The sequence below is a fragment of the Bradyrhizobium sp. AZCC 2262 genome, assembly GCF_036924535.1.
In the GTDB taxonomy this organism is placed as follows: domain Bacteria; phylum Pseudomonadota; class Alphaproteobacteria; order Rhizobiales; family Xanthobacteraceae; genus Bradyrhizobium.
Genome location: NZ_JAZHRT010000001.1, coordinates 2,979,538 through 3,005,701 on the forward strand (window position 1 = coordinate 2,979,538; position 26,164 = coordinate 3,005,701).

A 26,164-nucleotide genomic window follows, 5' to 3' on the forward strand; every position below is an offset into this window, starting at 1 on the left:
AACAAGGCAACAAGCATCCCAACAAACAGGAGGTTAGCTATGCAGACCAACGTCGTTTCAGCGCAGGAATGGGAAGCTGCGCGCCAGAAATTGCTGATGAAGGAGAAGGCCTTGACGCACGCCCGTGACGCCATGGCTGCCGAGCGCCGGCGGATGCCGTGGCTGGCGGTGGAAAAGAACTACGAGTTCGACACCCCGAAGGGCAAGGCAAGCTTGCGCGACCTGTTCGAAGGCCGCCATCAGCTGATCGTCTACCGCGCCTTCTACGAGCCCGGCGTGTTCGGCTGGCCCGACCATGCCTGCCGCGGCTGCTCGATGGTGGCCGACCAGGTCGCTCATCTCGCGCATCTGAACGCGCGTGACACCACGCTCGTATTTGTCTCGCGCGCGCCGCAGGCGGACATCGCGCGCCTGAAAGCGCGCATGGGGTGGGAGATGATCCCCTGGTACACCGTCACGGACAGCTTCGACGCCGACTTCGACGTCGGCGAATGGCACGGCACCAACGTGTTCTTCCGCGACGGCGACAAAATCTACCGTACCTATTTCATCAACAATCGCGGCGACGAGCAGATGGGGGGCACCTGGAATTACCTCGACATCACGCCGCTCGGGCGCCAGGAGGAGTGGGAGGATTCTCCCGAAGGCTATCCGCAGACCCAAACCTACAAGTGGTGGAACTGGCACGACAGCTACGTCGAAGGCGCAGCACCCGACAAGAGGTGGGTCGAAGTGTCGGACGCCGGAGAGGCCGCGTTCCGCAACAAGCAGGCGGGTGCGAAGCCGTGAGCGAGACCTGCTCGCGCGCAGGCGTTACGGCCAGCGCGCGAGCGGCCCTCGGGCATGCAACTGCGGGAGATACGACATGAGCGAGGCTGGTACCGGCGGCGCGATCCGTTGTGAAAGCGGCAGCGCCGCAGCGACAGGCGCGGCTGATTGGCTCTATCTCGCAGCCGCGCCGACGTTTGCGATCATGGCGCTGCTGACGGCCGTGCTTGGTGGCGGATCGCCGCTGTGTTCGATCGCAAGCACGTCACCACTGACCGGGATGGTCCCGATGTACTTGCTGATGAGCGCCTTTCATCTGCCGCCCTGGCTGAGGCTGATCTCCGGCCGGCGAGGTCGAGGCCGTCAGTCCTGACAAGTTCGCGCCGAAATTTCGACAAGCTCCCGCCGGGGTGAACGGCACGACGCGATGGCGCGGGAGTGATCCCGGCCCTCCCAAAATTTTGCCATTCAATGAGATTACACAAAGCTCTGGTTTAAGCAGGACGATGCGGGATCAAACAGCATCGCTCGCAGCCCGCTTCGCATTGGCGGTATGGCTGCCCGGCGTAGCGTAGGGCACTTCATCCAGTTCGCGGCCATTTTTTCCGGGTAAGCTGAGCGATACGTCGTTCAGTATTGCTATTTGCAGTTGTTGGTGTCATCCGATCCATCAAAGGCAATATTCCAGGAGAGTTCGGTGCAAAAGATGATTTCCGCCGTCGTCGCGTTGTTTGTCGTGCTTGGGTCGCTGCCGGCATTTGCTCAGGCCTCTCCTCCGAGCGAAGCCTCGCGAACGGCGGAATTGGCTGCCGCCTGGCAGGCCGCCAGCGTGGCAGGCGCCGCCGGACCCAAGGATGTTTCCCTGATCGACCAGGCCGCGCTGAAGCTTCCGGCCGGTCATTTCTTCGTGCCGCAGGCCGAAGGCGCCCGCGTCCTGCGGGCGCTCGGCAATGTCGTCAACGGTACAAGCCTCGTCGGCCTTGTCGTCGGCACGGGGCCGAATGACGGATGGATCGTGGTGATCCGGCACATCAAGGAGGGCTACATCAAGGATGATGATGCCAAGAACTGGAACGCCGACGACCTCCTGAAGAATCTGAAGGACGGGGTCGAGGAGAGCAACAAGGACCGCGTCGCGCGTGGATTTCCCGAGATGCAGGTGATCGGGTGGGTGCAGCCGCCGAATTACGATGCCGCGACCCATCGCCTGGTCTGGTCGCTGCTCGCCAAGGACAAGGACGAGCCAGACAACGCCGCGAAGAGCATCAATTACAATACCTACGCGTTGGGGCGGGACGGTTATTTCAGCCTTAATCTGCTGTCGAACTCGGAACGCATCGCCAGCGACAAGTCGGTGGCCCATGGGCTGCTCGGCGATCTCGCCTACAATGCCGGCAAGCGCTACGAGGACTTCAGCGCCTCCACCGATCGCATCGCGGAATATGGTCTGATGGCGCTGGTCGGCGGCGTTGCGGCCAAGAAGCTCGGTCTGTTTGCGGTCGCGGCCGCGTTTGTGCTCAAATTCGCCAAGATCATCCTCATCGGCCTGGGGGTGCTGGGCGCCGGCGTGCTAAACTTTTTCCGTCGCAAGCGGCGCAGCGATGCGGCCGACGGCCCGGCATGAAGGCACTTTTTCTTCTGCTCGTCTCCGGCCTCAAATGGGGCAAGCTCGCAACCAGCGGCGGAAGCATGCTGCTATCGCTGGTGGTCTACGCCACGATATGGGGCTGGCGTTATGCTGCGGGCTTCATCGCGCTGCTGTTCGCCCACGAGATGGGGCACTACGTCGCCGCGCGGCAGCGCGGCCTCGATGTAGGGGCGCCTGCCTTCATTCCGTTTGTGGGCGCGTGGATCGCGCTGAAGGACCAGCCGGTCGATGTCGAGACCGAAGCCTATGTGGCGATTGCGGGCCCGGTGGTCGGAACGGCCGCCGCGCTCGCGGTGTATCTGTGGGCGAGGTCGGAAGATAGCGGCCTGCTGCTGGCGATCGCCTATTCCGGCCTGTTCCTCAATTTGTTCAATCTGCTCCCGATCTCGCCACTTGACGGCGGCCGGGTGACGGCTGCGCTGAGCCCACGGATCTGGTTCCTTGGCGTACCCGTCCTGCTCGCGTTGGTGTTGTATCGCCCGAGCCCGATGCTTGTGATCGTCGCGATCCTCGCCGCCCCGCAGCTAATGAAGGCGTGGCGGTACGATCCCAAGGCGCCTGAGAACGTCGCTTATTATGGCGTTCCGCTGCAGACCAAGCTTGAGTACGGCGCCGCCTATCTAGCGCTGGCGGCGTTGCTTGCGGTCATGACATACGATGTCCACGAGATGCTGAGCCGGTTCGCGCGGCCCGTCCAGCGAATGCCCCAAAAGCTTCGAGCGCGTTGCCGGCGCGCCGACAGATGCATTCGCATGTCTGCCGTGACTTGACGCGGCCGCCGCAAGCGACGATTGAGAATGCAGGCCTTTGCCGAACATTATTCAACGCATAAACAACAAGAGGAAGCCCGATGGCACGCGTGCGCTGTATTACCGAAATGGGCATGGGCGTCGACGTTCACGGGCGCGATGCCACCAAGGCCGCCAAGCGCGCCGTCTCCGACGCCATCCGCCACTCGAGCCTCGGTTTCTTCCGGATGCTGGGCAAGACCGCCAACGACATGTTCGTCGATGTCACGATCGCCGTGCCGGACCCGAGCGGGGTCGACACGGCGGCAGTTGCCAAGGAGCTGCCGTATGGCACCGTGAACGTGACGGCGGTCAAGGGCGGGCTGGAAGTACCGGCCGAGAGCGGAAGCGATTCCATCATCATCGCGAACGCCGCCGTGATCGTGAGTTTTGACGACGGCAAGACCGGCTAAACAAGACCGGCTAAATTCGGTTCGTGCCAATCAGGCCGGACGCCTGGTCCGCGATCAACCAGAAGACCTGGAGCACCCCATGACGACGCAAGACAGCAGCACCTATTGGAAGCGCTCACGGGTTGAACTACGCGCCGCCGGATTCGATCCGGACCGCGCCGCGCAGACCAGTGCGGTGGTGACGATCGCCAGCGCCTACACCAATGCCCATCGTTGCAACAATCGTGTGCGCGCTATCACCGATCTCCTGGTGGAGATCCTGGCGGAGCGCGGCGGGCAGGGGCTGATCGTCGGCGCGCCGGCGGTGTCGGATGCCCTGACGCAGGGCACGCCAACGGCGGGCTACAGCCTCGCGTCGCGCGACGTCGTCGCCGACTGTTTTGAGATCGGCCACTATGCCCATCATGGCGATGCGATGATCGTGATTTCCGGCTGCGACAAGACCGGCGCGGCCGCGCTGATGCCGCTCGCGCGTACCAATGCCTTCGGGCTTGTGCTCTATCCCGGCACCAGCACACCGGGCCGCGTCTCGTTCGGCGCATGGGCCAGCAAGGGCAACAACATCACGATCCTCGATTACGCCGAGGCCCGCGCCGCCAACGAGTCCGGCCGACTTTCCGGCGAGGAGCTGCTGGAAGTCGAGCGCAACGTGATGCCCGGCAGCGGCACCTGCGGCGCGATGTTCACGGCCAACACCATGAGCACGATCGCGGAATCGATCGGCATGATGCTGCCGCGCGGCGCTTCGCATCCCGCCGATTACGACGCCGGCAGCGACGTCCATGCCGACGTCCGCGCCCAGGCCCGCGCCTCGGTCGATGCCTTGTACCGGCTGATGGAGGCCGGCATCCGGCCGCGCGACATCATGACCGAGCGGGCGTTCGAGAACGCGATCACCACCGTCTACGCCATGGGCGGTTCGACCAACATGTATCTGCATTTGCTGGCGGTGGCGCGCGAGGCGCAGGTGCCGATCACGATCGAACGCATCCAGCAGGTCGGCGAGCGCGTCCCGCTGCTGGCCAACCTGCAGCCGCATGGCCCGTTCGCGATGGGCAGCCTGCATGCGATCGGCGGCGTGCCGATTGTGATGAAAGAATTGCTCCGCGCGGGCCTTCTGAATGGCGACGTCATGACGGTGACCGGCAGGACCTTGGCGGAAAATCTCGCCGACGTTCCGACGCTGGAGCAGATGTCGCCGCAGGAGATTGTTTTCCCGGTGTCGAAACCAATCGCGCCGGCGAACAACCACATCAGCGTTCTGAAGGGCAACCTCGCGCCGGAGAGCTGCCTGCTCAAACTGTCAGGCAAGGCCCTTGAGAAGGGTCAATTCCGCGGCATCGTGCGCGTGTTCGAGTCCGAAGCTGATACGATGGCCGCGATCCGCGCCGGCGAGATCGTGGCGGGCAATGTCATCGTGGTGCGCAATGTCGGCCCGGTCGGCGGGCCCGGCATGCCCGAAATGGTGATGCTGACGATCCAGTTGCAGGGGCGGGGCCTCGGCGAAGATGTAGCTTTGATCACCGACGGCCGTTTCTCCGGCGTCTCGCACGGCATCCTGATCGGCCACGTCTCGCCGGAAGCCGCGCGCGGCGGCCCGATCGCCGCGGTGCGCGACGGCGATACCATTGTCATCGATCCAGGCGCCCGCACCGTGACTCTCGAAGTGCCGGCAGAAGAGATCGCCCGCCGCATGGCCGACTGGCGCGCACCGGCTTCTGTTGCCGAGGTACGGCCCGGTTCGGTGCACGACAAGTACATCCGATTAGTCTCGTCGGCGCACTATGGGTGTGTGCTTTGAAGCAGGCCTAGCATACGCTAGAATTGAACCGACCTAATCCTGGGCCGAGACCTTGCCACTACTGCGACCGCGCATATGAAAGCGAAGGAACAGCCCCGATTCGATACCGATGCGTTGCGAGGCCGCGCGGGCGACAAGGTGTTCGGGCGCGGCGAGGCTTACCATCGCGACGGTCAAGTGCAGATTCTCACCATCGAACCGGAGCGCGTGCTGGCGCAAGTCGCAGGCACGGAGGATTACCGTACCCAGCTTACGGGGCGAGGCGGCAGCATCGGCGGGCATTGTTCTTGCCCCGCTTTCGGGGATTGGGGGGTATGCAAGCACATGGTTGCTGTGGCGCTGGCGGTTAACGCCGCGGGCGCCGATGCGGAGGCGGCGGACGGCGCGCTGTCGCGTATTCGTGACCATCTGAAACTAAAAAGCGTCGATGCGCTCGTCGAAATGATCGTGGAACTGGCCGAACAGAATCCGGCTTTGTTCCGCAGGCTCGATGTGGCGGCAACAGTCGTGAACGCCGATGATGCGACGGTGCGGAAGCGCCTGCGCAAGGCAATCGATTCGGCGACGCGGACGCGGGACTATATCGAATATAGCGAAGCGCCGGACTGGGCGGCGAACGTGGAAGCCTCGCTCGACGCCATCGTCGATCTTGCGTCGGGAACCCGCGCTGGCCTCGCGCTGGAGCTTGCGGAATATGCGATCGACAGCATCGAGCGGGCCATCGACAGCATCGACGATTCCGACGGCCATTGCGGTGGGCTTTTGCATCGCGCGCGTGACATCCATCTTGCCGCGGCTGAGTCCGCGCGACCCGATCCCATGCCACTCGCCCGCAACCTTTTTTGCCCGCGAGGTGGACGGAGACTACGATACGTTCGCAGACGCCGCGCAACTTTACGCCGATGTGCTCGGGGATCAGGGCCTCGCCGAATACAACCGCCTCGCCCTGAAGGCTTGGGAGAAACTGCCCAAGCGCAGCGGGAGAGGGCGGGCGCACGACGATGGATTCTCCGCCGACCACGAGCGGCTGAAAGCAATCCTCGACTTCTTTGCCGAGCGCGCCGGCGATGTCGAGACACGGATCGCGTTACGCGCCCGCGACCTGTCCTCCGCCTGGCGCTGTCTGGAACTGGCGCAATTCTGTCAATCGCAGGGCCGCATGGACGAAGCGCTGCGCCGGGCCGAGGAAGGCTTGTGGGTGTTCGAGGACGGTCAACCCGACGAGCGGCTCGTGTCGTTCACCGTCACCCTGCTCTCGAAATCCGGCCGGAAGGCGGACGCGGAAGCGCTGTTGTGGCGGGCTTTCGAGAAGGCGCCCAGCCTTGAATTGTACAAGCAATTGCGCAAGCTTGGCGGCAAGATCGCGCTCGAGCGTATCATTGGAATCCTTGAGACGCGGTCAGCCGGCAAGGAGCGCGCTGGCTGGTACACGCTCGCCGATCTTCTCGTCTGCATCCTGACCGAAGAAAAGATGTTGGATGCGGCGTGGGCCGCTGCGCACAAGCACAAGGTATCGTTCGGAGCAAAATTGGCTCTCGCCAACGCGAGCAAGGCCGCGTATCCGCGCGAAGCGCTCGAAGTCTACGCTGAGCGCGTCAACCAGTTCGTTAGCACGGGTGGCAATCACGCCTATGGAGAGGCGGCAAAGCTCATCGCCCGGATGGCTGCCTTGCAAAGCGCGACCGAGCAGGCGGCTTACGTCGCGACGCTGAAGGAGCGCCATCGGCAGAAGCGGAACTTCATGAAGCTGCTGAGTTGAACCGATGCGGCGCGCGAAGATCGAGCAACAGAACAAATATCTTCTGGCTCAACAGCGCCGGTTTCGCGTGGCCGCGGACATCGTGGCGGATGCGTGGATGGCGTTTCCGGAGGTTCATGCGGTGGCCGTGATAGGCTCGGTTGCAAAGGCGCTATGGAAGGAGGTTCCGCGTTTCAGCGATTTCCGCCGTGAGGGCATCGAGGTGTGGCATGAATGCCGCGATCTCGATCTGGCGCTCTGGATCGAATCGCAGCAACGTCTTCGTGAAATACATCGGGCCGCCAATCGTGCTTTGAGCAAGGCATTTACGTCGGGTGCCGACACCAGTGTTGTCCCCCATCAGCTCGATATCTTCATGTTCGATCCGGCGAACGACGCCTATCTGGGCAGACTCTGCTCGTTCAACCAATGTCCGAAGGGAAAACGCGATTGCCTCGTTCCGGGTTGCGGCGCGACCGCGTTCAACAAGGTAGTCGACGGCTTCGCGCCACGCGCCGATCTTTTGACGCCGGCCCAGCACGCGATGCTCTATCGGCGAGGTACCGGGCGATTGCGGTCTGCACTGGATTTGCCGGCTGTAGAGCCGGGATAGAATGATCAAACCATCAAGGATTCATGAGGGGTCTCGAGATGATGAACCAGAAGCAGAGTTGATCGATGCCGCGATGTCGGCGAGAGACCTGAACAGGATCAGCGGATCATCCTTCGAAGGAATAAAGCCGCGCCGCTTCCAAAAATGCGCAGCCTCGGTATCGACGGCATTGACGACGAGGGCACGTCCGCCAATCAGCTTGGCCGCCATTACACAGCGTTGCAGCGCATGCTTGAGCAACCCAGTGCCAATTCCTTTGCCGATGTAATTCTGATCTGCCGCCAGTTGTCCCAACAGCAGGCAAGGAACGGGATCAGGCGGCTGGCCGGTACGGATCGATCTCGGCAACGTTGCGGGAAGAACCGCCGTAGGCGCGAGGCCAAAATATCCAAGGACCCGATTGGCCCCATGTACGACCATGACGGCCGTGAAACCCTTCTCTTGATTGGAGAGCGCACGTGTCTTCAGCCATCGATCCAGAGACGGCTTGCCACAGGAGAACCCCGAGACGTCGTGAGCCGCTGTGAGCGGCTCCGGCTTGGAAATAGCCACCTTTCATTTCTCGGCTTTTGCGTTCCCGGATTCCCACGGAGCGGTGCGTTGAAAGAGTTCGACCATTTGAGGTACCGGACGCCCGGGTTGCGAAAGAACCTCTATAAAGGCCTTGAAGCCAGCCGGACTCATGCGGATGGGCGCCGCTTCCATCAGAACATCTTCCGCCGCACGTACTGCAGCCTCGCGCACGAAATCGGTGCGCGAACGGCCACGCAAGCTGGCCGCGCGATCGATAATGGCGATATCAGTTTCAGGCAGTCGCATCGATAGCGGATGCTCTTTTCGTTTTATGACGCGCGGCATTCGGAATCTCCTACAGAAGCTGTAGTGTATTTTACAATACGAATTTTTCAAGTTGCTAAGCGGCTTTGTTCATGATCTGTTCTAGTCTATCATGGACGAGTTTGCAAGCTGTAGTGGTGCCCGATTATTCCTCGCGGCCGTTCCCGATGCAGGCACGGCAGCGCGAATTCACCAATTGGCTGGCGTACTCAAGCGCGCGCATCATTTCGACGGCAAGCTCATTGCGCCCGAGCGGCTGCATATTTCGCTGTTCGCTCTCAGCGGGTTGTCTGAGGGCCAGCTTTGCGCCGCGCGGGAGGCGGCCATGGATGTGCGAACCGAGCCGTTCGAGGTCTCGTTCGATTGCACGGCAAGCTTTCGGGGGCGGCCGGGCAATCGCCCGTTCGTCCTGATCGGAGAGAAAGGATTGCGCCGGCTGCAGTCGTTTCGGCAAATGCTCGGCGCCGCGATGACGCGAAGAGGATTGAGGCGGCTGGCCAACACGAATTTCGCGCCCCATGTCACGTTGTTGTATGACGCACGTAGCGTAGACGAGTATCCAATCGAACCGATTGGCTGGACGGTTACGGAGTACGTACTCGTCCGCAGCTTGAACGGCCACGAACACCTCGTACGATGGCCTCTGTGGGTATGACAGGTAATTTGCGGAGTTATCCAGCGGACATTCCTGGACGTGTTATTTCGCCACAGCGAGCCGCTCAATCATCTCGTCGATCGAGTTGAACAGATATGTTGCTCCCGCCGCCTGCAGTGCGGACGGAAAGGCATAGCCCCAGGCCACGGCGCCCGAGTCCATGCCAGCGGCCCCAGCCGCCTCGATATCGCGGATCTCGTCGCCGATGCAGATCGTCTCCGAAGGTTTTACGCCGAGCCTCCGTGCGACACGTCGAAATTTCCAGTGCTTGCCGAACAGCGCGGCACCGCAGTCGAAGCGGGTGATCAGACTGGCGGTGGGTCCGAGCACTTGCCGGACGGAGGCGTCGCTGTCGGAACTGACGATGGCGGTCTTGATGCCCTGGCGTTGCAGGTCGGTCAGCATGGCCGGGATGCCGGCGAACAGCGATATCTCGCTCGCGGCGGCAAGCTTGCGCTTTCGCATGTCGCTGACGATGGTCGGCAATTGCCACATGGATACGTTGAGCCGCGCCATGATTTCGCGGGCGGACAGGCCGCGCAGTCCTTCCACCTCGTCGTCGCGGACGGGCGCAAGATCGAACCGAGTAATCATGTCCTGGAAGGAGGCGCGAAACCAGGGAAGGGAATCCGCCAGCGTGCCGTCGAAGTCGAAAATAGCGAGGCGATAACGCTCCATGAGAAAAACCGCCCTCAGCGCGTCACTGATCGTCGCCGCCGAAATAAGCGGGTTTCCCTGTCGTCCAGGTCTCGCCCCAGAGCTGGCCGCCGCCGTCGACCGTCAGCGTCTCGCCGGTCACGAATTTCGCTGACGGCCCGGCGAGGAAGACGCTGGCCTCCGCGACGTCCCAGGACGAGCCAACGCGCATCATCGGGTTCGAGCGCGGATAGGCCGCGCGTGCCTCCGGCGAATAGACGTTCCAGCCTTCGGTTTCGATCGCGCCGGGCGCCACGCAGTTGACCCGGATATTCAGCGGCGCCCATTCGACCGCGACGGCGCGCGACAGCCCAATGACGCCGCTTCGCGCCGCGATGGTGTGGGCAATGCCGTACAGGCCGTGGGTCGTCACGACCACGATATTGACGATGCTGCCGGGATGCTTGTGGTCGCGCCAGCGTTGCGCGGCGGCCTGCATCATGTACCAGGTGCCGTTCAGGTTGGTGTTGATGACGGCGTTCCAGCCCTTCACCGAAAAATCGATGGCCGCTTGCGGAAACTGCCCGCCGGCGCTGTTGATCAGGCTGTCGACGCGGCCATGCGCGGCCCAGATCGTGTCGAACAGGGCGTTGACCGCATCTGGCTCCCTGATGTCGGCTATATGCGCTGATGCCTTGAGACCGCGGCCCGCCAACCGGGTCACCAGCGCATCGAGCTTGCTTCCGTCGCGCCCGACCACGGCGACATGCGCGCCCAGCCTCGCGACCAGCCAGGCGATCGCCCGCCCAATGCCGCCGGCGCCGCCCGACACGATAACGACCTGATCCTTCAGCGCATCGGCCGCGAACATCGTCGGGTGAGCCGCAAGCTCCCCATCGGTGAGGCCGAGCTTCGCCGGAGACGGTTGATCGGTCATGAGCGGCGCGGACCCTTGTTATATGCGGCATCAGCCGTACATTACCCGCGCAACAACAACCATGCAAAACGAGTTCTGATGCCCGATCTTTCCGCCTTCCCGATCACCAATCGCTGGCCCGCCAAACATCCCGACCGCCTTCAGCTCTATTCGTTACCGACGCCGAACGGCGTCAAGGTCTCGATCATGCTGGAAGAGATCGGATTGCCCTACGAGGTGCATCTGGTCGACTTCAACAAGGACGACCAGAAGACGCCGGAATTCCTGTCGCTGAACCCGAACGGCAAGATCCCGGCCATCCTCGATCCGGATGGGCCTGGCGGCAAACCGCTGCCGCTGTTCGAGTCCGGGGCGATCCTGCAATATCTCGCGGACAAGACCGGCAAGCTTCTGCCGTCCGATGCCGCGCGGCGATACCAGACCATCCAGTGGCTGCACTTTCAGATGGGCGGGATTGGACCGATGTTCGGGCAGGTTGGATTTTTCCACAAATTCGCCGGCAAGGATTTTGCCGACAAGCGTCCGCTCGATCGTTACGTCACCGAGACGAAGCGCCTGCTGGATGTGGTGGAGACGCGGCTCGCCGGACGGCAATGGATCATGGACGACGAATACACCATCGCCGACATTTCCATGCTCGGCTGGGTGCGCAACCTGATCGGCTTCTACGGTGCGCGCGATCTCGTCGCGTTCGACGAGCTGAAGCAGGTGCCGGCATGGCTGGAACGCGGGCTCGCCCGGCCGGCGGTGCAGCGCGGGCTCGATATTCCGAAGCGGCCCTAGAGCTTCTGTTCTGACCGAGTCAGAACAGAAGCTCCAGATTCTTGTTTTGACGCGTTTTCTGCGCAGATAGTCGCCCGTGAAGAATCCTGGATTTTCAGGCTGGATTGACCCCGGGGAAGGTGGCGATGATTTGCCACAACAAGAGCCTGAGCCAGCAGATCAGGCGGCGGAAGTTATAGCCGACGGCGGCGAGGACGGCGTTGATGGCGTCGCCTTCACGATGCCAGAGGTAGTTGCGGCCCATGCGGTGCTCGGATTTGAGGTGGCCGATGACCGGCTCGACGGCGGAACGCCGTCGCAGCTGGCGCTTGATCTGTGGCGTCACCCGCCGTTTCTGTCCTGAGATGAACACCCTGAACTTGTAATCGGGCGGGGCGTTGTGGCCGCGATAGCCCTTGTCGAGGAGCGCGCGCTCGATGGTGTTGCCGATCAGCGCCTCCATCTCGGGGATGACGGTTGCAAGTGTGTGGCCGTCATAGGGGTTGCCGGGCAGCGCCTTCACATGGCTCACGAACTGCCCGCCCTTGGCGTGCGCCAGCGTAGTGGCGACCGAGACCTTGACGCCGAACTCGTAAGGCCGGTGCGCCTTGCCCTTGCCGATGCATTCCACCTCCGGCGCGTGCAGCGAGTAGAGCTTCGGGCCACGCTGGCGCTGCTTCTGCTCGAGCACTTGTCGCGCCCGCGCCAGCATGCGCTCCAACACGACCCCCCCGAGCAAGTCGGCGTTGCCGCCGAGTTTGCGGCCTATGTCGCGGATGATGCGGCCGAGATAGATTTTGAGCTTCTTCAAGGCTCTGTTGGCGCGCTTGAACTGCTTGGCGTGGGCATAACGCTGGTGCTTGATCAGCGCGAACTTGCCCACCCTGGCATAGGACTGGCGCAGCTTGACACCATATCGCTTCGCCAGCCGGACCAGGATCTCGCGGGCGCGGTTCAGCAGCCTGGCATCGGTCGGGAACATCACGTTCTTGGGCTGCACCGTCGTATCAATGATGACCCGATTAAGGTCGGCCGGTTTGATCGCCTCGGTCTTGCTGGCCACCGCAAGGCTCTCCTGCAGCAAGGCCTGCAACTTCTCCTCGCCCATCCGCTGTCGCCAGCGCGTCAGCGAAGAGCGATCGAACACCAACCGGTGCTGGAAGAACTCCTCGCCGCAGAAGAACTGGTAATAGGGGTTCTCCACCCAGCGCTCGCACAACACCTCATCAGAGAGGTCGTAGGTGTGCTTGAGGATCGCGAGTCCCGCCATCAGGCGGGTCGGTAATGGCGGCCGGCCCGGCTTGTCCTCATAGACCGCCCCGAACCGCTGCTCCAGGAACGACCAGTCGATCGTCTGTGCCAGCTTCACCAGCGGGTGGCCCATGTCGATGATCGCGTCCAGCCGCGAGCGCAGAAGATCGGCTTGTCCCGTCTCTCGTCGTTCCCTTGGTCGCATCGCTCCCTCCGATGCGATGACGGAATCACGGCTCGCGATTCGACGGAATCCTCAAAAATGAAATTGCAAGCTTTTGGGCAGTCAAAGCCCCAAAGCTTGCAATCTCAAAGCCAATCTCGCCCGGAAAATCGATTCTTGATCAACCGCTTGGATGGTTCTTCACGGACGACCAGATAAGTCTACGCAATCTGCGTAAACTTGATTGCTATGCGAACCGGTGCCCACTTCGCTCGAAAACGCTATGAGCCGCGCTTGAGCAGTTCGTACATGACGGGGTTGTCGGCGCAGGCGCCGAAGCCGCATTCCAGCAGCGTCGTCACCACGTTCGCGGCCGTGAGCGCGATCACGAGCCACACCGCGATTTGCGCGAAGGCGCCGCCGGTGGCCGGCAAAACGGCTTTGTCTTCCTCGAACTGGCTGTCGAACAGCCGGATCGCGGCAAGCAGGACGATGGCGGCAATGAAGCCGATCAGCGCCCAGGTATAATAGTGATAGCCGAGCAGCGCCGAACCGTAGCCGGCGTCGCCGGGAATGATGTGCAGCAGCACCTGCCGGGTCGACGCGACCGCGCCTGCGACCGCAGCCAGCAGCGACATCGCATAGTGGCTGGGGCGGGGGCCGAAGCGGATATTGAGCATCGGCCCGACGGCTAGCGCCGCGAACAGGATGCGCTGCAGCAGGCAGAGCGGGCAGGGCAGCTCGTGAAGGGTGAGCTGCGCGGCAAATGCCGCCGCCAGCACGGTCGCCACCGCGTAGAGGCTGAGTGCATTCAGCGTGATCGCACGCGTCTGGGTCATGCGTCCCTCAGAACGACAGTTTCAGCGTATCGGTCGCGTGGTGCAGATAGGTGGCGACGCACGCGATCAGGACGGCCGCAAACAGCCCGAGCGCCAGTGGACGCGGACCGCGCCAGGTGACCAGCATCGCGATGGCCGTGCCCAGAAACAATAGGGTGAATTCCATCGGCGGTCCCGGCTTGCGACTGATGCGCCAGTCTATGATAGATTCGCCGAAGGGCTCTGCAAAAAATCGGTCTGCTCGCGGCGAAACCGGCGACGCATATAGACTGATGGCATCTGCCACATGAACGTGATTATCCTACGACGTTGCTCTATTTCATGATGGTCCTCCCGCCTGGAGCGTCCCATGGCCACTGAAACCGTCCGTCCTGCCGCGCGCCATCAGCCTTGGTACAAGATCCTCTATATTCAGGTCCTGATCGCGATCGCGCTTGGCGTCCTGGTCGGCCGGTTCTATCCGGATTTAGGTAAGGAATTGAAGCCGCTCGGCGACGGCTTCATCGCACTGATCAAGATGATGATCGCGCCGGTGATCTTCTGCACGGTGGTGCACGGCATCTCGTCGATGGGCGATCTGAAACGCGTTGGCCGCGTCGGACTGAAGGCCCTGATCTATTTCGAAGTCGTCTCGACGGTGGCGCTGGCCGTCGGCCTTCTCGTCGGCGAAGTCCTTCAGCCCGGTCGCGGCTTCAACATCGATCCGGCCTCGATCGATCCGCATTCGGTTGCAACCTACGTCACCAAGGCAAAGGAAGAGGGCATCGTCGCGCATCTGCTCGCGATCATTCCGGACAGCTATTTCGGCGCGCTCGCCCGCGGTGACCTGCTGCAGGTCCTGCTGGTGTCCATCCTGTCTGGCTTTGCCATCGCATTTCTGGGCAAGGCCGGCGAACCGATCTCCCATGCCGTGGATAAGGCGGCGAAGATGTTCTTTCGCATCATCGGCATGATCGTTCGCCTGGCACCGCTCGGCGCCTTCGGCGCAATGGCTTTCACCGTCGGAGCCTACGGTCTTAGCTCGTTGTGGAATCTGATCGCACTGATAGCGACCTTCTATCTCACCAGCATGCTGTTCGTGTTGATCGTTCTTGGGGCGATCACACGGATCTCGGGCTTCTCGATCATTCGCTTCATCCTTTACATCAAGGACGAACTGCTGATCGTGCTTGGAACCTCGTCGTCGGAAACCGTTCTGCCGCAGATGATCCAGAAGATGGAGCATCTTGGCGCATCGCGGCCGGTGGTCGGCCTCGTCATTCCGACCGGCTACAGCTTCAATCTCGACGGCACCAATATCTACATGACGCTGGCGACGCTGTTCCTGGCACAGGCCACCAACACGAACCTGACGATCTGGCAGGAACTCGGTATTCTCGGCATCGCCATCATCACCTCGAAGGGCGCCTCGGGCGTTACGGGAGCGGGCTTCATCACGCTGGCGGCGACGCTTTCGATCGTGCCTGATATACCGATCCAGTCGATCGCGATTCTTGTCGGCATCGACAAGTTCATGAGCGAATGCCGGGCGCTGACCAACCTGATCGGCAATGGTGTCGCCTGCATCGTCATCAGCCGTTCGGAAGGCGAACTTGACAAGGACAAGCTGCACGAGGCGATGGCCCATCCGATCGAACTGGGTGAAGCGCTCGAGCCGGGTGCGGCCTAAACGGGTAACGGATCAATTTGGCGGGGCGGAATGACAAAACCCATCACCATCTACGGCATCAAGAACTGCGACACCATGAAGAAGGCGCGCGGCTGGCTCGACGATCACGGCGTGGCTTACGACTTCCACGACTACAAGCTTGCCGGCATCGGCAAGGATAAGCTCAAGCAATGGTCCGACGAACTCGGCTGGGAGACGCTGCTTAACCGTGCCGGGACGACGTTCAAGAAGCTGCCGGACAGCGACAAGGAAGGCCTCAATGAGCGCAAGGCGCTGGCGTTGATGCTGGCGCAGCCCTCGATGATCAAGCGTCCGGTGCTCGATCTCGGCGGCAAATTGCTGGTTGGATTCAAGCCGGACGTCTACGGCAAGGAAGTGCCGTCCAAATCGCGCGGGCGCTAGGCCTAATCGAGATCGATAACTTCGTCGGAAGAATGCCGGTCTGCCGCGACCGGCACGAAAGCCCGATCGATGATCGCCCTGACCAGAATCACGGGCTTGGCCTTCGGCCTCAGGCCCAGGACGTTGCTGACCTTGAAGCCGCCTTCAATGCTGATGCTTTTGAAGGAGCCGATGATTTGCTGGACGGCTTCGCCTTCGCCGAACGGCATCAGCAGCCGTTTATACGACACCTCCTTGCCGTCGGCATCATTCACCGTCGAGATTGAATAGATCGGCCGCTTGTGCCGAAGGCAGGCGCGATAAAGATCGACCACGTGGGCATAGCGCTCGGGCCCGACGGCCTCGTCAAGAAAGCGTCGCCGTTCGGCGGGATCGACGCGCGCGGTGCCATAGGTGGTGGCCAGCCTCGCGCCTTGATGCGTAATCAGGAAACGCGCGCAGTCGGCCTCGCCGACAACGTCATATCATGTCGACCATTTCGTCGTCGACGCGGTCGAGGTGAAAATCCCGGAGAAGAGGCATGGGCCTGCGCTTGCCGGCCGCGCGCAACCACTCGTTCAGGAGATAGCGCTGCCTGATCGATTTGACTACCGAGGGATCCGCACTCGCAAATTCCATTGAGGCTTAACCGAATTCCAGTACGTCCCCGGAGGGAATGCGGCCCGGTGCGCGATGAAAGAGATCGCGGTCGATGATGGTGCGTAGCTTCGGCACCGGCAGCTTGTCGTTTCCGCGGATCAGGTTCTTGATCTCGAAACCGCCGTCCTCGCTGATGGTCTTCAGCGAAGCGATGATGTGGGTGACGCTGCTGCCGTCGGAGAACGGCAGCAACAGCCGCTCATAGGCGACGGCACGCCCGTAGATGTCATCCACGTTGGCGATGGTATAGGCGGGCAGGCGGCGCGCGATACAAACGTAGTAGACCGGCATCACCATCGGAGCGAGCCTTGCGCCGAGATACTCGTCGAGATAGCGGCCCTTGCCGGTATTCCCATAAGCTGCCGACATTCGCGTGCCGTCGCTCTGAATGGTCAGGCGTGGTGGTTCTGCCTGTGTATCGACGGTGTAGAACACCATGTCTGGAAGCTCGTCCTCGATCCGCGCCGGCTGGTATTCCGACATGCGGGGCATCGACTGGTCGCGGGCGTATAGCCGCAGCCAGGTGTTCAGCAGGTCGCGCTGCTTGATTGATTTGACGACCGACGGTCCGGCGCTTTGAAATTCCAAGGCGGCAATTCCTGGCTGTCCAAATTGCGTGATGATGCGCCGGGAGGCAGAAACATTGTGTGAAAGCGCCTGATTGCAGCAGAACACCGTTAACGATGGCTTGCCGGCGCGAAGATCGCAGTCGCGCGCGGACAGCCAGCCGGGCCGGGCAGTCGGCGCCATTCGACTTATGGCGCATCCGGAACCGGCATGCGCATTTACCCCGCGGCAGCTTTCCACCTTGCCTAACCCATACCGTTGACGGCATATTCCGGCCCGGAGGCGGTGGGCTCGGGGACGGTTTCCAGGACTTCCCGCAGAGCCTGCCCAAAGCAGGGAAAAATTGGCTGCGCGCGAGCGAACTCGCGGAGACGGCTGACGGGGGAGTTTTGTTTGGCTGATGAGTTCATTCTCGAAACCCACGGATTGACCAAGGAATTCGCGGGTTTCTTCGCCGTTCGCGACGTTGCTCTGAAGGTGCGCCGCGGCAGCATTCATGCGTTGATCGGGCCTAACGGCGCCGGAAAAACCACCTGCTTCAACCTGCTGACCAAGTTCTTGAGGCCGTCGGCAGGCCAGATCCTCTATAAGGGACAGGACATCACCGCGATGGCGCCGGCCGATGTGGCCCGCCTCGGGCTGGTGCGTTCGTTCCAGATTTCAGCGGTGTTTCCGCACCTGACGGCGCTGGAGAACGTCCGCGTCGCCTTGCAGCGTCAGCACGGCTCGTCGTTCGATTTCTGGCGCTCCAAGAGCGTGCTCGACCGCTTCAACGGCCGCGCCCATGAGTTGCTGAACGACGTGGGCTTAAGCGAATTCGCCAACACGCCGGCGGTCGAGATGCCCTATGGCCGCAAGCGCGCGCTCGAGATCGCCACGACGCTCGCGCTCGACCCCGAGATGATGCTGCTCGACGAGCCGATGGCCGGCATGGGCCACGAGGACATCGACAAGATCGCGGCGCTGATCAAGCGCATCTCGGCGAAATACACCATCCTGATGGTCGAACATAATCTCTCTGTGGTGGCCAATCTGTCCGACATCATCACGGTGCTGACGCGCGGGCAGGTGCTGGCGCAAGGCAATTATGCCGAGCTGTCAAAGGACGAGCGCGTCAAGGAAGCCTATCTGGGGGCCGGTCATGCCTGAGTTGAAAATGGCCGAAGCCGCCGCCAAACCGGCGGGCGCGGAAATTCTTTCCGTCTCCGACCTGCAGGCCTGGTACGGCGAATCCCACATCCTTCATGGCATCAACTTCAATGTGAAGGCCGGCGAGGTGGTCACGCTGCTCGGCCGCAACGGCGCCGGCAAGACCACGACGCTGAAGTCGGTGATGGGAATTATCGGCAAGCGTACTGGTTCGATCCGTTTCAACGGTCAGGACATCACGCGCGCCTCGTCCGACAAGATCGCACGCCAGGGCATCGCGTTCTGTCCCGAGGAGCGCGGCATTTTCGCCAGCCTCGACGTGCGCGAAAACCTGCTGCTGCCGCCGATCGTGCGCTCTGGCGGCCTGTCGCTCGACCAGATCTTCGAATTGTTTCCGAACCTGAAGGAACGTCTCAACAGCCAGGGCACCAAGCTTTCGGGCGGCGAGCAGCAGATGCTGGCGATCGCCAGAATCCTGCGCACCGGCGCGCGCTTCCTGATGCTGGACGAGCCGACTGAGGGGCTCGCGCCCGTCATCATCCAGCAGATCGGCCACACCATCGCGCGGCTGAAGTCGGAAGGCTTCACCATCCTGCTCGTCGAGCAGAATTTCCGCTTCGCCTCGACGGTGGCCGACCGCTACTACATCGTCGAGCACGGCAAGGTCATCGACGGTTTTGCGAATTCGGAGCTGTCGGCCAACATGGACAAGCTCCACACCTATCTCGGCGTTTAATCGGTACTACGGCTGCACTCTGGATTATGGAGATACTATGAAACATCGGATTTCAGCTCTGTTCCTCGGCACCGCGCTCGCGCTTGCCACAGGCGGCGGCGCCATGGCGCAGGACAAGAATATCAAGATCGGCGTTCTCACCGACAATTCCGGACTTTACTCCGACCTCGGCGGCGCGGGCTCCACGCTTGCCGCCCAGATGGCGGTCGAGGATTCCGGGCTGGCGGCCAAGGGCTGGAAGATCGACATCATCTCCGCCGACCACCAGAACAAGCCCGACATCGCCACGACCATCGCGCGGCAGTGGATCGACGTCGAGAAGGTCGACATCTTCATGGACGTGCTGAACTCCGGCGTGGCGCTGGCGGTCAACAATGTGGTGAAGGAAAAGAACGCCGTCATGATCAATACCGGCGCGGCGTCGTCGGATCTCACCAATGCGCAATGCTCGCCCAACACAATTCATTGGGTTTACGACACCTACATGCTCGCCAACAGCACCGGGCAGGCGCTGGTGAAAGCCGGCGGTGACACCTGGTACTTCCTGACTGCGGACTACGCGTTCGGTCACGCGCTCGAGCGCGACACCACGGCGGTCGTGGTGAAGTCGGGCGGCAAGGTTATCGGCACCGTCAAGCATCCGCTGAATTCGTCGGACTTCTCCTCGTTCCTGCTGCAGGCGCAGGCCTCCAAGGCCAAGATCGTCGGCATGGCGAACGCCGGCGGCGACACCACCAACACCATCAAGCAGGCGTCCGAGTTCGGCATCGTCGCCGGCGGCCAGAAGCTCGCCGGTCTTCTGCTGTTCATCACCGACGTGCATTCGCTCGGCCTGAAGGTGGCGCAGGGCCTCAGCTTTACCGAAACCTTCTACTGGGACCTGAACGACGGCACCCGCGCGTTTTCCAAGCGCTTCTCCGAGCGCATGAAGAACAAGGCGATGCCGTCCATGGTGCAGGCCGGCGTGTATTCGGGCCTGATCCACTATTTCAAGACGCTCGAGGCGATGGGCGGCAATCCGCATGACGGCGCCAAGGTTGTCGCCAAAATGAAGGAATTGCCGACCGACGATGCGCTGTTCGGCAAGGGCTCGATCCGCGCTGACGGCCGCAAGATTCATCCGGCCTACCTGTTCGAAGTCAAGAAGCCCGCGGAATCCAGGGGACCGTGGGACTATTACAAGCTGATCGGAACCACCCCTGGCGAGCAGGCCTTCCGGCCGCTTTCGGAAAGCGCCTGTCCGCTGGTAAAGAAGTAACAATGATGGCCCGTCGGCGCCGTGCCGGCGGGCCGCCCCTCGCGTCCTAGCGCGATTCCGCGTCTTAAACGAGATTGAGTGCGAAACCGATGCAAGCTCTATACGCCCAGCTTTTGGTGGGACTGATCAACGGATCGTTCTACGCGCTGCTCAGTCTCGGGCTCGCCGTGATCTTCGGCATGCTCAACATCATCAATTTCGCCCATGGCGCGCTCTACATGATGGGCGCGTTCTGCGCATATTTCCTCCTGAGCCTGACCGGCATCGGATATTGGTGGGCGCTGCTGATCGCTCCCATCCTGGTCGGCATCTTCGGCATGATCCTGGAGCGGACCATGCTGCAATGGCTGGCCGGCCTCGACCACCTCTATGGGCTATTGCTGACCTTCGGCATCGCGCTGATCGTGCAAGGCGTGTTCCAGAATTATTTCGGCTCGTCCGGGCTGCCCTATGCGATTCCCGATTACCCACAGATCGGCGACTGGCGCGGCCTGCAGGGCGGCATGAATCTCGGCTTCATGTTCCTGCCGGTCTATCGCGGCTGGGTGGTCATCTTCTCGCTCGTGGTCTGCATTGCCACCTGGTACCTGATCGAAAAGACGCGGCTTGGCGCCAATCTGCGCGCCGCCACCGAAAACCCGACCCTGGTGCGCGCGTTCGGCATCAACGTGCCCCGGATGATCACGCTGACCTACGGGCTCGGCGTCGGCCTGGCGGCGCTGGCGGGCGTGCTGTCCGCGCCGATCAACCAGGTGCGGCCGCTGATGGGCGCCGACCTGATCATCGTGGTGTTCGCGGTGGTGGTGATCGGCGGCATGGGATCGATCATGGGATCGATCATCACCGGATTTGCACTCGGCGTGATCGAAGGACTGACGAAGTATTTTTATCCCGAGGCTTCCAACACCGTGGTGTTCGTCCTGATGGTGCTGGTGTTGCTGATAAAGCCAACGGGACTGACCGGACGGGCGGCCTGACATGAGCGCATTGACTGACGACACACTGCCGGTAACGCCGCGCGCGATGCGCGACGAAATGATCGTATTCGCGGCGATGGCGGTGCTGCTGGGGCTGGTGCCGCTGACCGGCATCTACCCGTTCTTCGTGATGCAGGCCCTGTGCTTCGCGCTGCTCGCCTGCGCCTTCAACGTGCTGATCGGCTATGGCGGCCTGCTGTCGTTCGGCCACGCGATGTTCTTGGGCACCGCGGGCTACTGCACGGCGCATGCGCTGAAGGTGTGGGGTGTATCGCCCGAACTCGGAATTCTGGTCGGTATCGCCGGCGCTGCCGCGCTTTCGGTCGTGACCGGCTTCATCTCCATTCGCCGGCAGGGCATCTACTTCTCGATGATCACGCTCGCGCTGTCGCAGCTCCTGTTCTTCATCTACCTGCAGGCGCCGTTTACCCATGGTGAAGATGGCATTCAGGGTATTCCGCAGGGTTATCTGTTCGGGATCTTCAATCTCGCCAAGCCCACAGTGCTTTACTACGTCGTGCTGGCCGGTTTCCTCGGCGGCTTCCTCCTGATCTACCGCACCATCAACTCGCCGTTCGGCGAGGTGCTAAAGGCGATCCGCGAGAACGAGCCGCGTGCGATCTCGCTCGGCTACAAGACCGACCAGTACAAGCTGCTCGCCTTCATCCTCTCCGGCACGCTCGCGGGCTTTGCCGGTTCGCTAAAGGTGTTCGTGGCGCAGAATGCCTCGCTCACCGACGTGCACTGGACGATGTCCGGAGAAATCGTGCTGATGACGCTGGTCGGCGGCCTCGGCACCGTCTTTGGCCCGGTCGTCGGCGCCTTCGTCATCATTGCCATGCAGCAATATCTGGCCGGGTTCGGGCAGTGGGTGACGGTGATCCAGGGCGTCATCTTCGTCGCATGCGTGCTGACCTTCCGTCGCGGCGTGATCGGCGAGATCGCGCATTATTTCCGCCGATCCCTGTAAAACAGCCGGTTTTGGCGCAGTTTTAGACCCCACAAAGCGGTGGATGACCCGGTTCCCGGGTCACCCTGTGGCGCGTTTTCCCCTCGAATGGTCTATGACAGTTTCGTGACAGGTCGCCTGGGCGGCCGTTTCTGAACGACGGAAAAATACCCATGCTGCGCTGGTTTCGTGCCTTTTTGCCCAAGGAGGAGCGGTTTTTTGACCTGTTTGCTCGACACGCCCAGACGGTCGTGCAGGGGGCGCTAGCGCTGCAGGACATGCTGCGCGGCGGCGACGAGACGCCGGTGTTCTGCCAGCGCGTCAACCAGTTCGAAAATGACGCCGACGGCATTACGCGCGAGGTGCTGACGGCGGTCCGACGCACTTTCATCACCCCGTTCGACCGCGGCGACATCAAGAACCTGATCACGGCGATGGACGACGCGATCGATCAGATGCAGCAGACCGCGAAGGCAGTGGTGCTGTTCGAGGTTCGCACGTTCGAGCCGCCGATGCGCGAAATCGGGACCCTGCTGGTGGAGTGCGCCAATCTGGTCGGTCGCGCGCTGCCGCTGATGCAGTCGATCGGGAGCAACGTCGCGATGCTGACCGCCATGACCGAGGAGATCGGAAAGCTGGAGGGCCGCATCGACGATCTCCACGACATCGGGTTGAAGGAACTGTTTCTCAAGCATCGCGGCGGCAACTCGATGGATTTCATCGTCGGCGCCGAAATCTACAAGCATCTCGAGAAAGTGTCCGATCGCTTCGACGACGTTGCCAACGAGATCAACTCGATCGTGATCGAACAGGTATAGGGCAGGGCCAATCCAGTGGACGCCTCGCTTGGTCTTCCGATTCTGATCTTTCTGATCGCGGTTGCGCTGCTGTTTGACTTCCTCAACGGGCTGCACGACGCCGCCAATTCGATCGCAACGATCGTGTCGACGCGGGTGCTGCGCCCGCAATATGCGGTGATCTGGGCCGCCTTCTTCAATTTCATCGCCTTTATGGTGTTCGGGCTCCATGTCGCCAATACGATCGGCACCGGCATCATTGAACCGAGCGTCGTCGACGCCACCGTGATCTTCGCGGCGCTGGTGGGCGCCATCGTCTGGAATCTGATCACCTGGGCGCTCGGGATTCCGTCGTCCAGTTCGCATGCGCTGATCGGCGGACTGGTCGGCGCGGGCATGGCGAAGGCCGGGATCTCGGCGGCGGTCTGGACCGGCCTGTCGAAAACGCTGCTGGCGATCGTGCTGTCGCCGCTGGTCGGCTTCCTGCTGGCGCTGGTGCTGGTTGCGATCGTGTCCTGGCTGTCGGTGCGCTCGACACCGTTCGCGGTCGACCGCGCCTTCCGCATCCTGCAATTTGTCTCCGCATCGCTCTATTCGCTCGGCCATGGCGGCAACGACGCGCAGAAGACCATGGGTATCATCGCGGTGCTGCTCTATTCGCAGGGCCACCTCGGCGCAGACTTTAGCATTCCGTTCTGGGTGGTGATCTCCTGTCAGGCCGCCATGGGCCTCGGCACGCTGATGGGCGGCTGGCGGATCGTCCGCACCATGGGGCTGCGGATCACGAAGCTGACGCCGATGCAGGGCTTTTGCGCCGAGACCGGCGGGGCGGCGACCTTGTTCATGGCGACCTATCTCGGGGTTCCCGTATCCACGACCCACACCATTACCGGCGCCATCGTCGGCGTCGGCGCGGCGCGGCGGGTCTCGGCGGTGCGCTGGAACGTGGCGAGTTCGATCGTCTATGCCTGGGTGATCACCATTCCGGCTTCCGCGATCGTGGCGGCGCTGACCTATTGGGCGGTGGTGCTGCTGCGCTGATCAGGTGACCAGCTTCAGCCCGACAATGCCAGCCACGATCAGCCCGATGCTGGCGAGGCGAGCCGCGGTCGCCGGTTCACCGAACAATGCGATGCCAAGGATCGCCGTCCCGACCGCGCCGATGCCGGTCCATACCGCGTAGGCGGTTCCGATCGGTAGCTCCTTCAACGCCAGACCGAGCAGGATAATGCTCCCCGCCATGGCTGCCAGTGTCAGCACCGACGGAACAAGCCGTGTAAAACCTTCAGTGTATTTGAGGCCGATCGCCCAGCCCACTTCCATGAGGCCGGCGATGAACAGCGTGATCCAGGCCATGACAACCCTCCAAACAGGCAGGGTCGTCCCCGCGGATGATGCTGTGAACCGGGAAGGCCGTCCTTCCGCTGCCGATATGGGACTGGTTACCGCGCCCCGCAACCACCAAATGAGGCTTGATTAGCCCACCTTTCCCTGCCAAACGCTCGAGCCTCATGTCCGACATTGCCGTTACTGCCGAATCGCCGTCCCGCTCGCCGCTTGCAGATGAAGTGGCGCGGCGGCGCACGTTTGCGATCATCTCCCACCCGGACGCCGGCAAGACCACGCTGACCGAAAAGCTCCTGCTGTTCGGCGGCGCCATCAATCTGGCGGGGCAGGTCAAGGCCAAGGGTGAGCGGCGCAATACCCGTTCCGACTGGATGAAGATCGAGCGCGAGCGCGGCATCTCGGTCGTGACGTCGGTGATGACGTTCGAGTTCGAGGGGCTCGTCTTCAACCTGCTGGACACGCCGGGCCACGAGGACTTTTCCGAGGACACTTACCGCACTCTGACCGCGGTCGATTCCGCCGTGATGGTGATCGACGCCGCCAAGGGCATCGAGGCGCGGACGCGAAAGCTGTTCGAGGTGTGCCGGCTGCGCGACATTCCGATCATCACCTTCATCAACAAGATGGACCGTGAGAGCCGCGATACATTCGAACTGCTGGACGAGATCGAAAAGACGCTGGCGCTCGATACCACGCCGATGACCTGGCCGGTCGGCCGCGGTCGCGACTTCCTCGGCACCTACGACGTCGTCAATGGCGGCGTGCGCCTGCTCGAAGGCGGCGGCGCCAAGACCGGCGCGACCGAGCAGATCGACATCGCCGATCTCGCCGGCCGCAACGCCAATCTCGACGTCGGCGAGATCAAGGATGAGCTGGCGCTTGTGTCTGAAGCCTGCAAGCCGTTCGAGCTGGAGGCGTTTCGCGAGGGGCACCTGACGCCGGTTTATTTCGGCAGCGCGCTGCGCAATTTCGGCGTCGGCGACCTGCTGGAAGGCCTTGGCAAGTTTGCGCCTGCGCCGCGCGCGCAGGATTCGAACCTGCGCAAGGTCGAGGCGGCCGAGCCGCGCATGAGCGCCTTCGTGTTCAAGATCCAGGCCAACATGGATCCCAACCACCGCGACCGCATCGCCTTTGCGCGGCTTTGTTCGGGGAAGCTCAGCCGCGGCATGAAAGCGAAGCTGGTGCGGACCGGCAAGAACATGAGCCTGTCCAGCCCGCAGTTCTTCTTCGCCCAGGATCGCTCGGTGGCCGATGAGGCGTTTGCCGGCGACGTCGTCGGCATTCCCAACCACGGCACCTTGCGGATCGGTGATACGCTGACCGAAGGCGAAGACATCACTTTCGTCGGCGTTCCCAGCTTTGCGCCGGAAATCGTCCGCCGCGTGCGCCTGACGGATGCGATGAAGGCCAAGAAGCTGAAAGAGGCGCTGCAACAAATGTCGGAAGAGGGCGTCGTGCAGGTGTTCCGGCCGCGCGACGGCGCGCCGGCGCTGGTCGGCGTCGTCGGTCCGCTGCAGCTCGACGTGCTGAAGGCGCGGCTCGATGCCGAATATTCGCTGCCGGTGGAATTCGAGGTCTCGGAATTTCAGCTGGCGCGCTGGGTCTCATCCGACGATCGCAAGAAGTTAGAGGCCTTCATCGCGGCCAACGGTTCGGGCATCGCCGATGACGTCGATGGCGATCCGGTGTTCATGGCCAAAAACGAGTTCTATCTCGGCTATACCCGCGAACGGGCCGAGGGCATCAATTTTTCCAACGTCAAGGACGTGAAGAAGAAGGCGTAAGGCGCGCGCTGTCCCTTCAGCCCGGCTGCCGTCCTCCGCGA

General features: G+C 62.2%; 32 protein-coding genes. 20 read left to right on the forward strand and 12 right to left on the reverse strand.

Translation table 11 applies throughout. From position 1 onward, the window contains the following. Positions 1 to 39 precede the first annotated feature (39 nt). The 6 genes from V1283_RS13940 to ilvD all read left to right on the forward strand — a co-directional run bounded on the left by V1283_RS13940 (position 40) and on the right by ilvD (position 5,418). Positions 40 to 789, forward strand: coding sequence for a DUF899 domain-containing protein (locus V1283_RS13940; RefSeq protein ID WP_334393051.1), 750 nt, complete (start codon positions 40 to 42; stop codon positions 787 to 789). 76 nt (positions 790 to 865) lie between these two features. Next, positions 866 to 1,141 (forward strand): hypothetical protein, encoded by a 276-nt coding sequence (locus tag V1283_RS13945; protein WP_334387053.1) that lies wholly within the window; start codon positions 866 to 868, stop codon positions 1,139 to 1,141. Between the two features lie 333 nt (positions 1,142 to 1,474). Beyond that, positions 1,475 to 2,392: a DUF2167 domain-containing protein gene (locus V1283_RS13950; protein WP_334393052.1), complete on the forward strand. Its 918-nt coding sequence runs from the start codon at positions 1,475 to 1,477 to the stop codon at positions 2,390 to 2,392. After that, a complete protein-coding gene (locus V1283_RS13955) occupies positions 2,389 to 3,186 on the forward strand; it encodes a site-2 protease family protein (RefSeq protein WP_334387054.1) in 798 nt (265 codons plus the stop codon). Before V1283_RS13950 ends, V1283_RS13955 begins: the two co-directional genes overlap by 4 nt. Before the next feature lie 80 nt (positions 3,187 to 3,266). After that, positions 3,267 to 3,617: a Lin0512 family protein gene (locus tag V1283_RS13960; protein ID WP_334387055.1), complete on the forward strand. Its 351-nt coding sequence runs from the start codon at positions 3,267 to 3,269 to the stop codon at positions 3,615 to 3,617. Between the two features lie 79 nt (positions 3,618 to 3,696). Beyond that, positions 3,697 to 5,418, forward strand: a complete 1,722-nt coding sequence (ilvD, locus tag V1283_RS13965; protein ID WP_334387056.1) for a dihydroxy-acid dehydratase — start codon at positions 3,697 to 3,699, stop codon at positions 5,416 to 5,418. A gap of 33 nt (positions 5,419 to 5,451) precedes the next feature. Here the strand turns inward: ilvD and V1283_RS13970 are convergent, their stop codons facing one another. Both V1283_RS13970 and V1283_RS13975 read right to left on the reverse strand, forming a co-directional pair. Then, entirely contained in the window at positions 5,452 to 5,700 is a 249-nt protein-coding gene (locus V1283_RS13970) for a hypothetical protein (RefSeq protein WP_334387057.1), read from the reverse strand. A 132-nt stretch (positions 5,701 to 5,832) separates the two neighbouring features. After that, positions 5,833 to 6,186, reverse strand: a complete 354-nt coding sequence (locus V1283_RS13975; RefSeq protein ID WP_334387058.1) for a hypothetical protein — start codon at positions 6,184 to 6,186, stop codon at positions 5,833 to 5,835. A 7-nt stretch (positions 6,187 to 6,193) separates the two neighbouring features. Between V1283_RS13975 and V1283_RS13980 the strand changes: the two genes are divergently transcribed. Continuing rightward, positions 6,194 to 7,177: a DUF6880 family protein gene (locus V1283_RS13980; protein WP_334387059.1), complete on the forward strand. Its 984-nt coding sequence runs from the start codon at positions 6,194 to 6,196 to the stop codon at positions 7,175 to 7,177. A gap of 4 nt (positions 7,178 to 7,181) precedes the next feature. After that, positions 7,182 to 7,769 (forward strand): hypothetical protein, encoded by a 588-nt coding sequence (locus tag V1283_RS13985; protein ID WP_334387060.1) that lies wholly within the window; start codon positions 7,182 to 7,184, stop codon positions 7,767 to 7,769. A 21-nt stretch (positions 7,770 to 7,790) separates the two neighbouring features. Here the strand turns inward: V1283_RS13985 and V1283_RS13990 are convergent, their stop codons facing one another. Continuing rightward, positions 7,791 to 8,321 carry a GNAT family N-acetyltransferase gene (locus V1283_RS13990; protein ID WP_334387061.1) on the reverse strand — a complete coding sequence of 177 codons (531 nt, stop codon included), beginning with the start codon at positions 8,319 to 8,321 and terminating at the stop codon, positions 7,791 to 7,793. Positions 8,322 to 8,324: 3 nt separating this feature from the next. Continuing rightward, on the reverse strand, positions 8,325 to 8,627 hold the full coding sequence (locus V1283_RS13995; protein ID WP_334387062.1) for a type II toxin-antitoxin system TacA family antitoxin: 303 nt from the start codon (positions 8,625 to 8,627) through the stop codon (positions 8,325 to 8,327). Positions 8,628 to 8,718: 91 nt separating this feature from the next. Between V1283_RS13995 and V1283_RS44710 the strand changes: the two genes are divergently transcribed. Then, positions 8,719 to 9,261 carry a 2'-5' RNA ligase family protein gene (locus V1283_RS44710; RefSeq protein WP_442895742.1) on the forward strand — a complete coding sequence of 181 codons (543 nt, stop codon included), beginning with the start codon at positions 8,719 to 8,721 and terminating at the stop codon, positions 9,259 to 9,261. Positions 9,262 to 9,303: 42 nt separating this feature from the next. On the opposite strand, the gene V1283_RS14005 is transcribed toward V1283_RS44710, so the two are convergent. Then, positions 9,304 to 9,939 (reverse strand): HAD hydrolase-like protein, encoded by a 636-nt coding sequence (locus V1283_RS14005; RefSeq protein ID WP_334387064.1) that lies wholly within the window; start codon positions 9,937 to 9,939, stop codon positions 9,304 to 9,306. A gap of 22 nt (positions 9,940 to 9,961) precedes the next feature. Continuing rightward, positions 9,962 to 10,834 carry an SDR family oxidoreductase gene (locus tag V1283_RS14010; protein WP_334387065.1) on the reverse strand — a complete coding sequence of 291 codons (873 nt, stop codon included), beginning with the start codon at positions 10,832 to 10,834 and terminating at the stop codon, positions 9,962 to 9,964. 78 nt (positions 10,835 to 10,912) lie between these two features. Between V1283_RS14010 and V1283_RS14015 the strand changes: the two genes are divergently transcribed. After that, a complete protein-coding gene (locus V1283_RS14015; RefSeq protein ID WP_334387066.1) occupies positions 10,913 to 11,617 on the forward strand; it encodes a glutathione S-transferase N-terminal domain-containing protein in 705 nt (234 codons plus the stop codon). Positions 11,618 to 11,711: 94 nt separating this feature from the next. Here V1283_RS14015 and V1283_RS14020 read toward each other — a convergent pair whose 3' ends face one another. The 3 genes from V1283_RS14020 to V1283_RS14030 form a co-directional block, all read right to left on the reverse strand. Then, on the reverse strand, positions 11,712 to 13,052 hold the full coding sequence (locus tag V1283_RS14020; protein WP_334387067.1) for an IS5 family transposase: 1,341 nt from the start codon (positions 13,050 to 13,052) through the stop codon (positions 11,712 to 11,714). 239 nt (positions 13,053 to 13,291) lie between these two features. After that, complete coding sequence (locus tag V1283_RS14025; RefSeq protein ID WP_334387068.1) at positions 13,292 to 13,849, reverse strand: disulfide bond formation protein B; 558 nt, start codon at positions 13,847 to 13,849, stop codon at positions 13,292 to 13,294. A 7-nt stretch (positions 13,850 to 13,856) separates the two neighbouring features. Continuing rightward, on the reverse strand, positions 13,857 to 14,015 hold the full coding sequence (locus V1283_RS14030; RefSeq protein WP_334387069.1) for a DUF5993 family protein: 159 nt from the start codon (positions 14,013 to 14,015) through the stop codon (positions 13,857 to 13,859). A 183-nt stretch (positions 14,016 to 14,198) separates the two neighbouring features. Here V1283_RS14030 and V1283_RS14035 point away from each other — a divergent pair, with 183 nt between their 5' ends. Further along, positions 14,199 to 15,518: a dicarboxylate/amino acid:cation symporter gene (locus V1283_RS14035; protein ID WP_334387070.1), complete on the forward strand. Its 1,320-nt coding sequence runs from the start codon at positions 14,199 to 14,201 to the stop codon at positions 15,516 to 15,518. A gap of 30 nt (positions 15,519 to 15,548) precedes the next feature. Then, positions 15,549 to 15,920: an ArsC family reductase gene (locus tag V1283_RS14040; protein ID WP_334387071.1), complete on the forward strand. Its 372-nt coding sequence runs from the start codon at positions 15,549 to 15,551 to the stop codon at positions 15,918 to 15,920. 2 nt (positions 15,921 to 15,922) lie between these two features. Here V1283_RS14040 and V1283_RS14045 read toward each other — a convergent pair whose 3' ends face one another. Further along, positions 15,923 to 16,234, reverse strand: coding sequence for a hypothetical protein (locus V1283_RS14045; protein WP_334387072.1), 312 nt, complete (start codon positions 16,232 to 16,234; stop codon positions 15,923 to 15,925). 310 nt (positions 16,235 to 16,544) lie between these two features. Continuing rightward, a complete protein-coding gene (locus V1283_RS14050; RefSeq protein WP_334387073.1) occupies positions 16,545 to 17,147 on the reverse strand; it encodes a PAS domain-containing protein in 603 nt (200 codons plus the stop codon). Between the two features lie 372 nt (positions 17,148 to 17,519). On the opposite strand from V1283_RS14050, the gene V1283_RS14055 reads away from it, so the two are divergent. The 7 genes from V1283_RS14055 to V1283_RS14085 all read left to right on the forward strand — a co-directional run bounded on the left by V1283_RS14055 (position 17,520) and on the right by V1283_RS14085 (position 24,033). Next, positions 17,520 to 18,275 (forward strand): ABC transporter ATP-binding protein, encoded by a 756-nt coding sequence (locus V1283_RS14055; protein WP_334387074.1) that lies wholly within the window; start codon positions 17,520 to 17,522, stop codon positions 18,273 to 18,275. Next, a complete protein-coding gene (locus V1283_RS14060; protein ID WP_334387075.1) occupies positions 18,268 to 19,011 on the forward strand; it encodes an ABC transporter ATP-binding protein in 744 nt (247 codons plus the stop codon). The genes V1283_RS14055 and V1283_RS14060 overlap by 8 nt, the downstream gene beginning before the upstream one ends. Before the next feature lie 37 nt (positions 19,012 to 19,048). Next, the gene (locus V1283_RS14065) at positions 19,049 to 20,269 is read left to right on the forward strand and encodes an ABC transporter substrate-binding protein (RefSeq protein ID WP_334387076.1); all 1,221 of its coding nucleotides are present in this window, start codon (positions 19,049 to 19,051) and stop codon (positions 20,267 to 20,269) included. A gap of 89 nt (positions 20,270 to 20,358) precedes the next feature. Beyond that, positions 20,359 to 21,246, forward strand: coding sequence for a branched-chain amino acid ABC transporter permease (locus V1283_RS14070; protein WP_334387077.1), 888 nt, complete (start codon positions 20,359 to 20,361; stop codon positions 21,244 to 21,246). A gap of 1 nt (position 21,247) precedes the next feature. Continuing rightward, positions 21,248 to 22,216 (forward strand): branched-chain amino acid ABC transporter permease, encoded by a 969-nt coding sequence (locus tag V1283_RS14075; RefSeq protein WP_334387078.1) that lies wholly within the window; start codon positions 21,248 to 21,250, stop codon positions 22,214 to 22,216. Between the two features lie 152 nt (positions 22,217 to 22,368). Next, entirely contained in the window at positions 22,369 to 23,013 is a 645-nt protein-coding gene (locus tag V1283_RS14080) for a DUF47 domain-containing protein (RefSeq protein ID WP_334387079.1), read from the forward strand. Positions 23,014 to 23,028: 15 nt separating this feature from the next. After that, positions 23,029 to 24,033: an inorganic phosphate transporter gene (locus V1283_RS14085; RefSeq protein WP_334387080.1), complete on the forward strand. Its 1,005-nt coding sequence runs from the start codon at positions 23,029 to 23,031 to the stop codon at positions 24,031 to 24,033. Here V1283_RS14085 and sugE read toward each other — a convergent pair whose 3' ends face one another. Beyond that, complete coding sequence (gene sugE / locus V1283_RS14090) at positions 24,034 to 24,348, reverse strand: quaternary ammonium compound efflux SMR transporter SugE (RefSeq protein ID WP_334387081.1); 315 nt, start codon at positions 24,346 to 24,348, stop codon at positions 24,034 to 24,036. It abuts the gene before it with no gap. A 155-nt stretch (positions 24,349 to 24,503) separates the two neighbouring features. Between sugE and V1283_RS14095 the strand changes: the two genes are divergently transcribed. Continuing rightward, positions 24,504 to 26,123 (forward strand): peptide chain release factor 3, encoded by a 1,620-nt coding sequence (locus tag V1283_RS14095; protein ID WP_334387082.1) that lies wholly within the window; start codon positions 24,504 to 24,506, stop codon positions 26,121 to 26,123. Positions 26,124 to 26,164 lie beyond the last annotated feature (41 nt).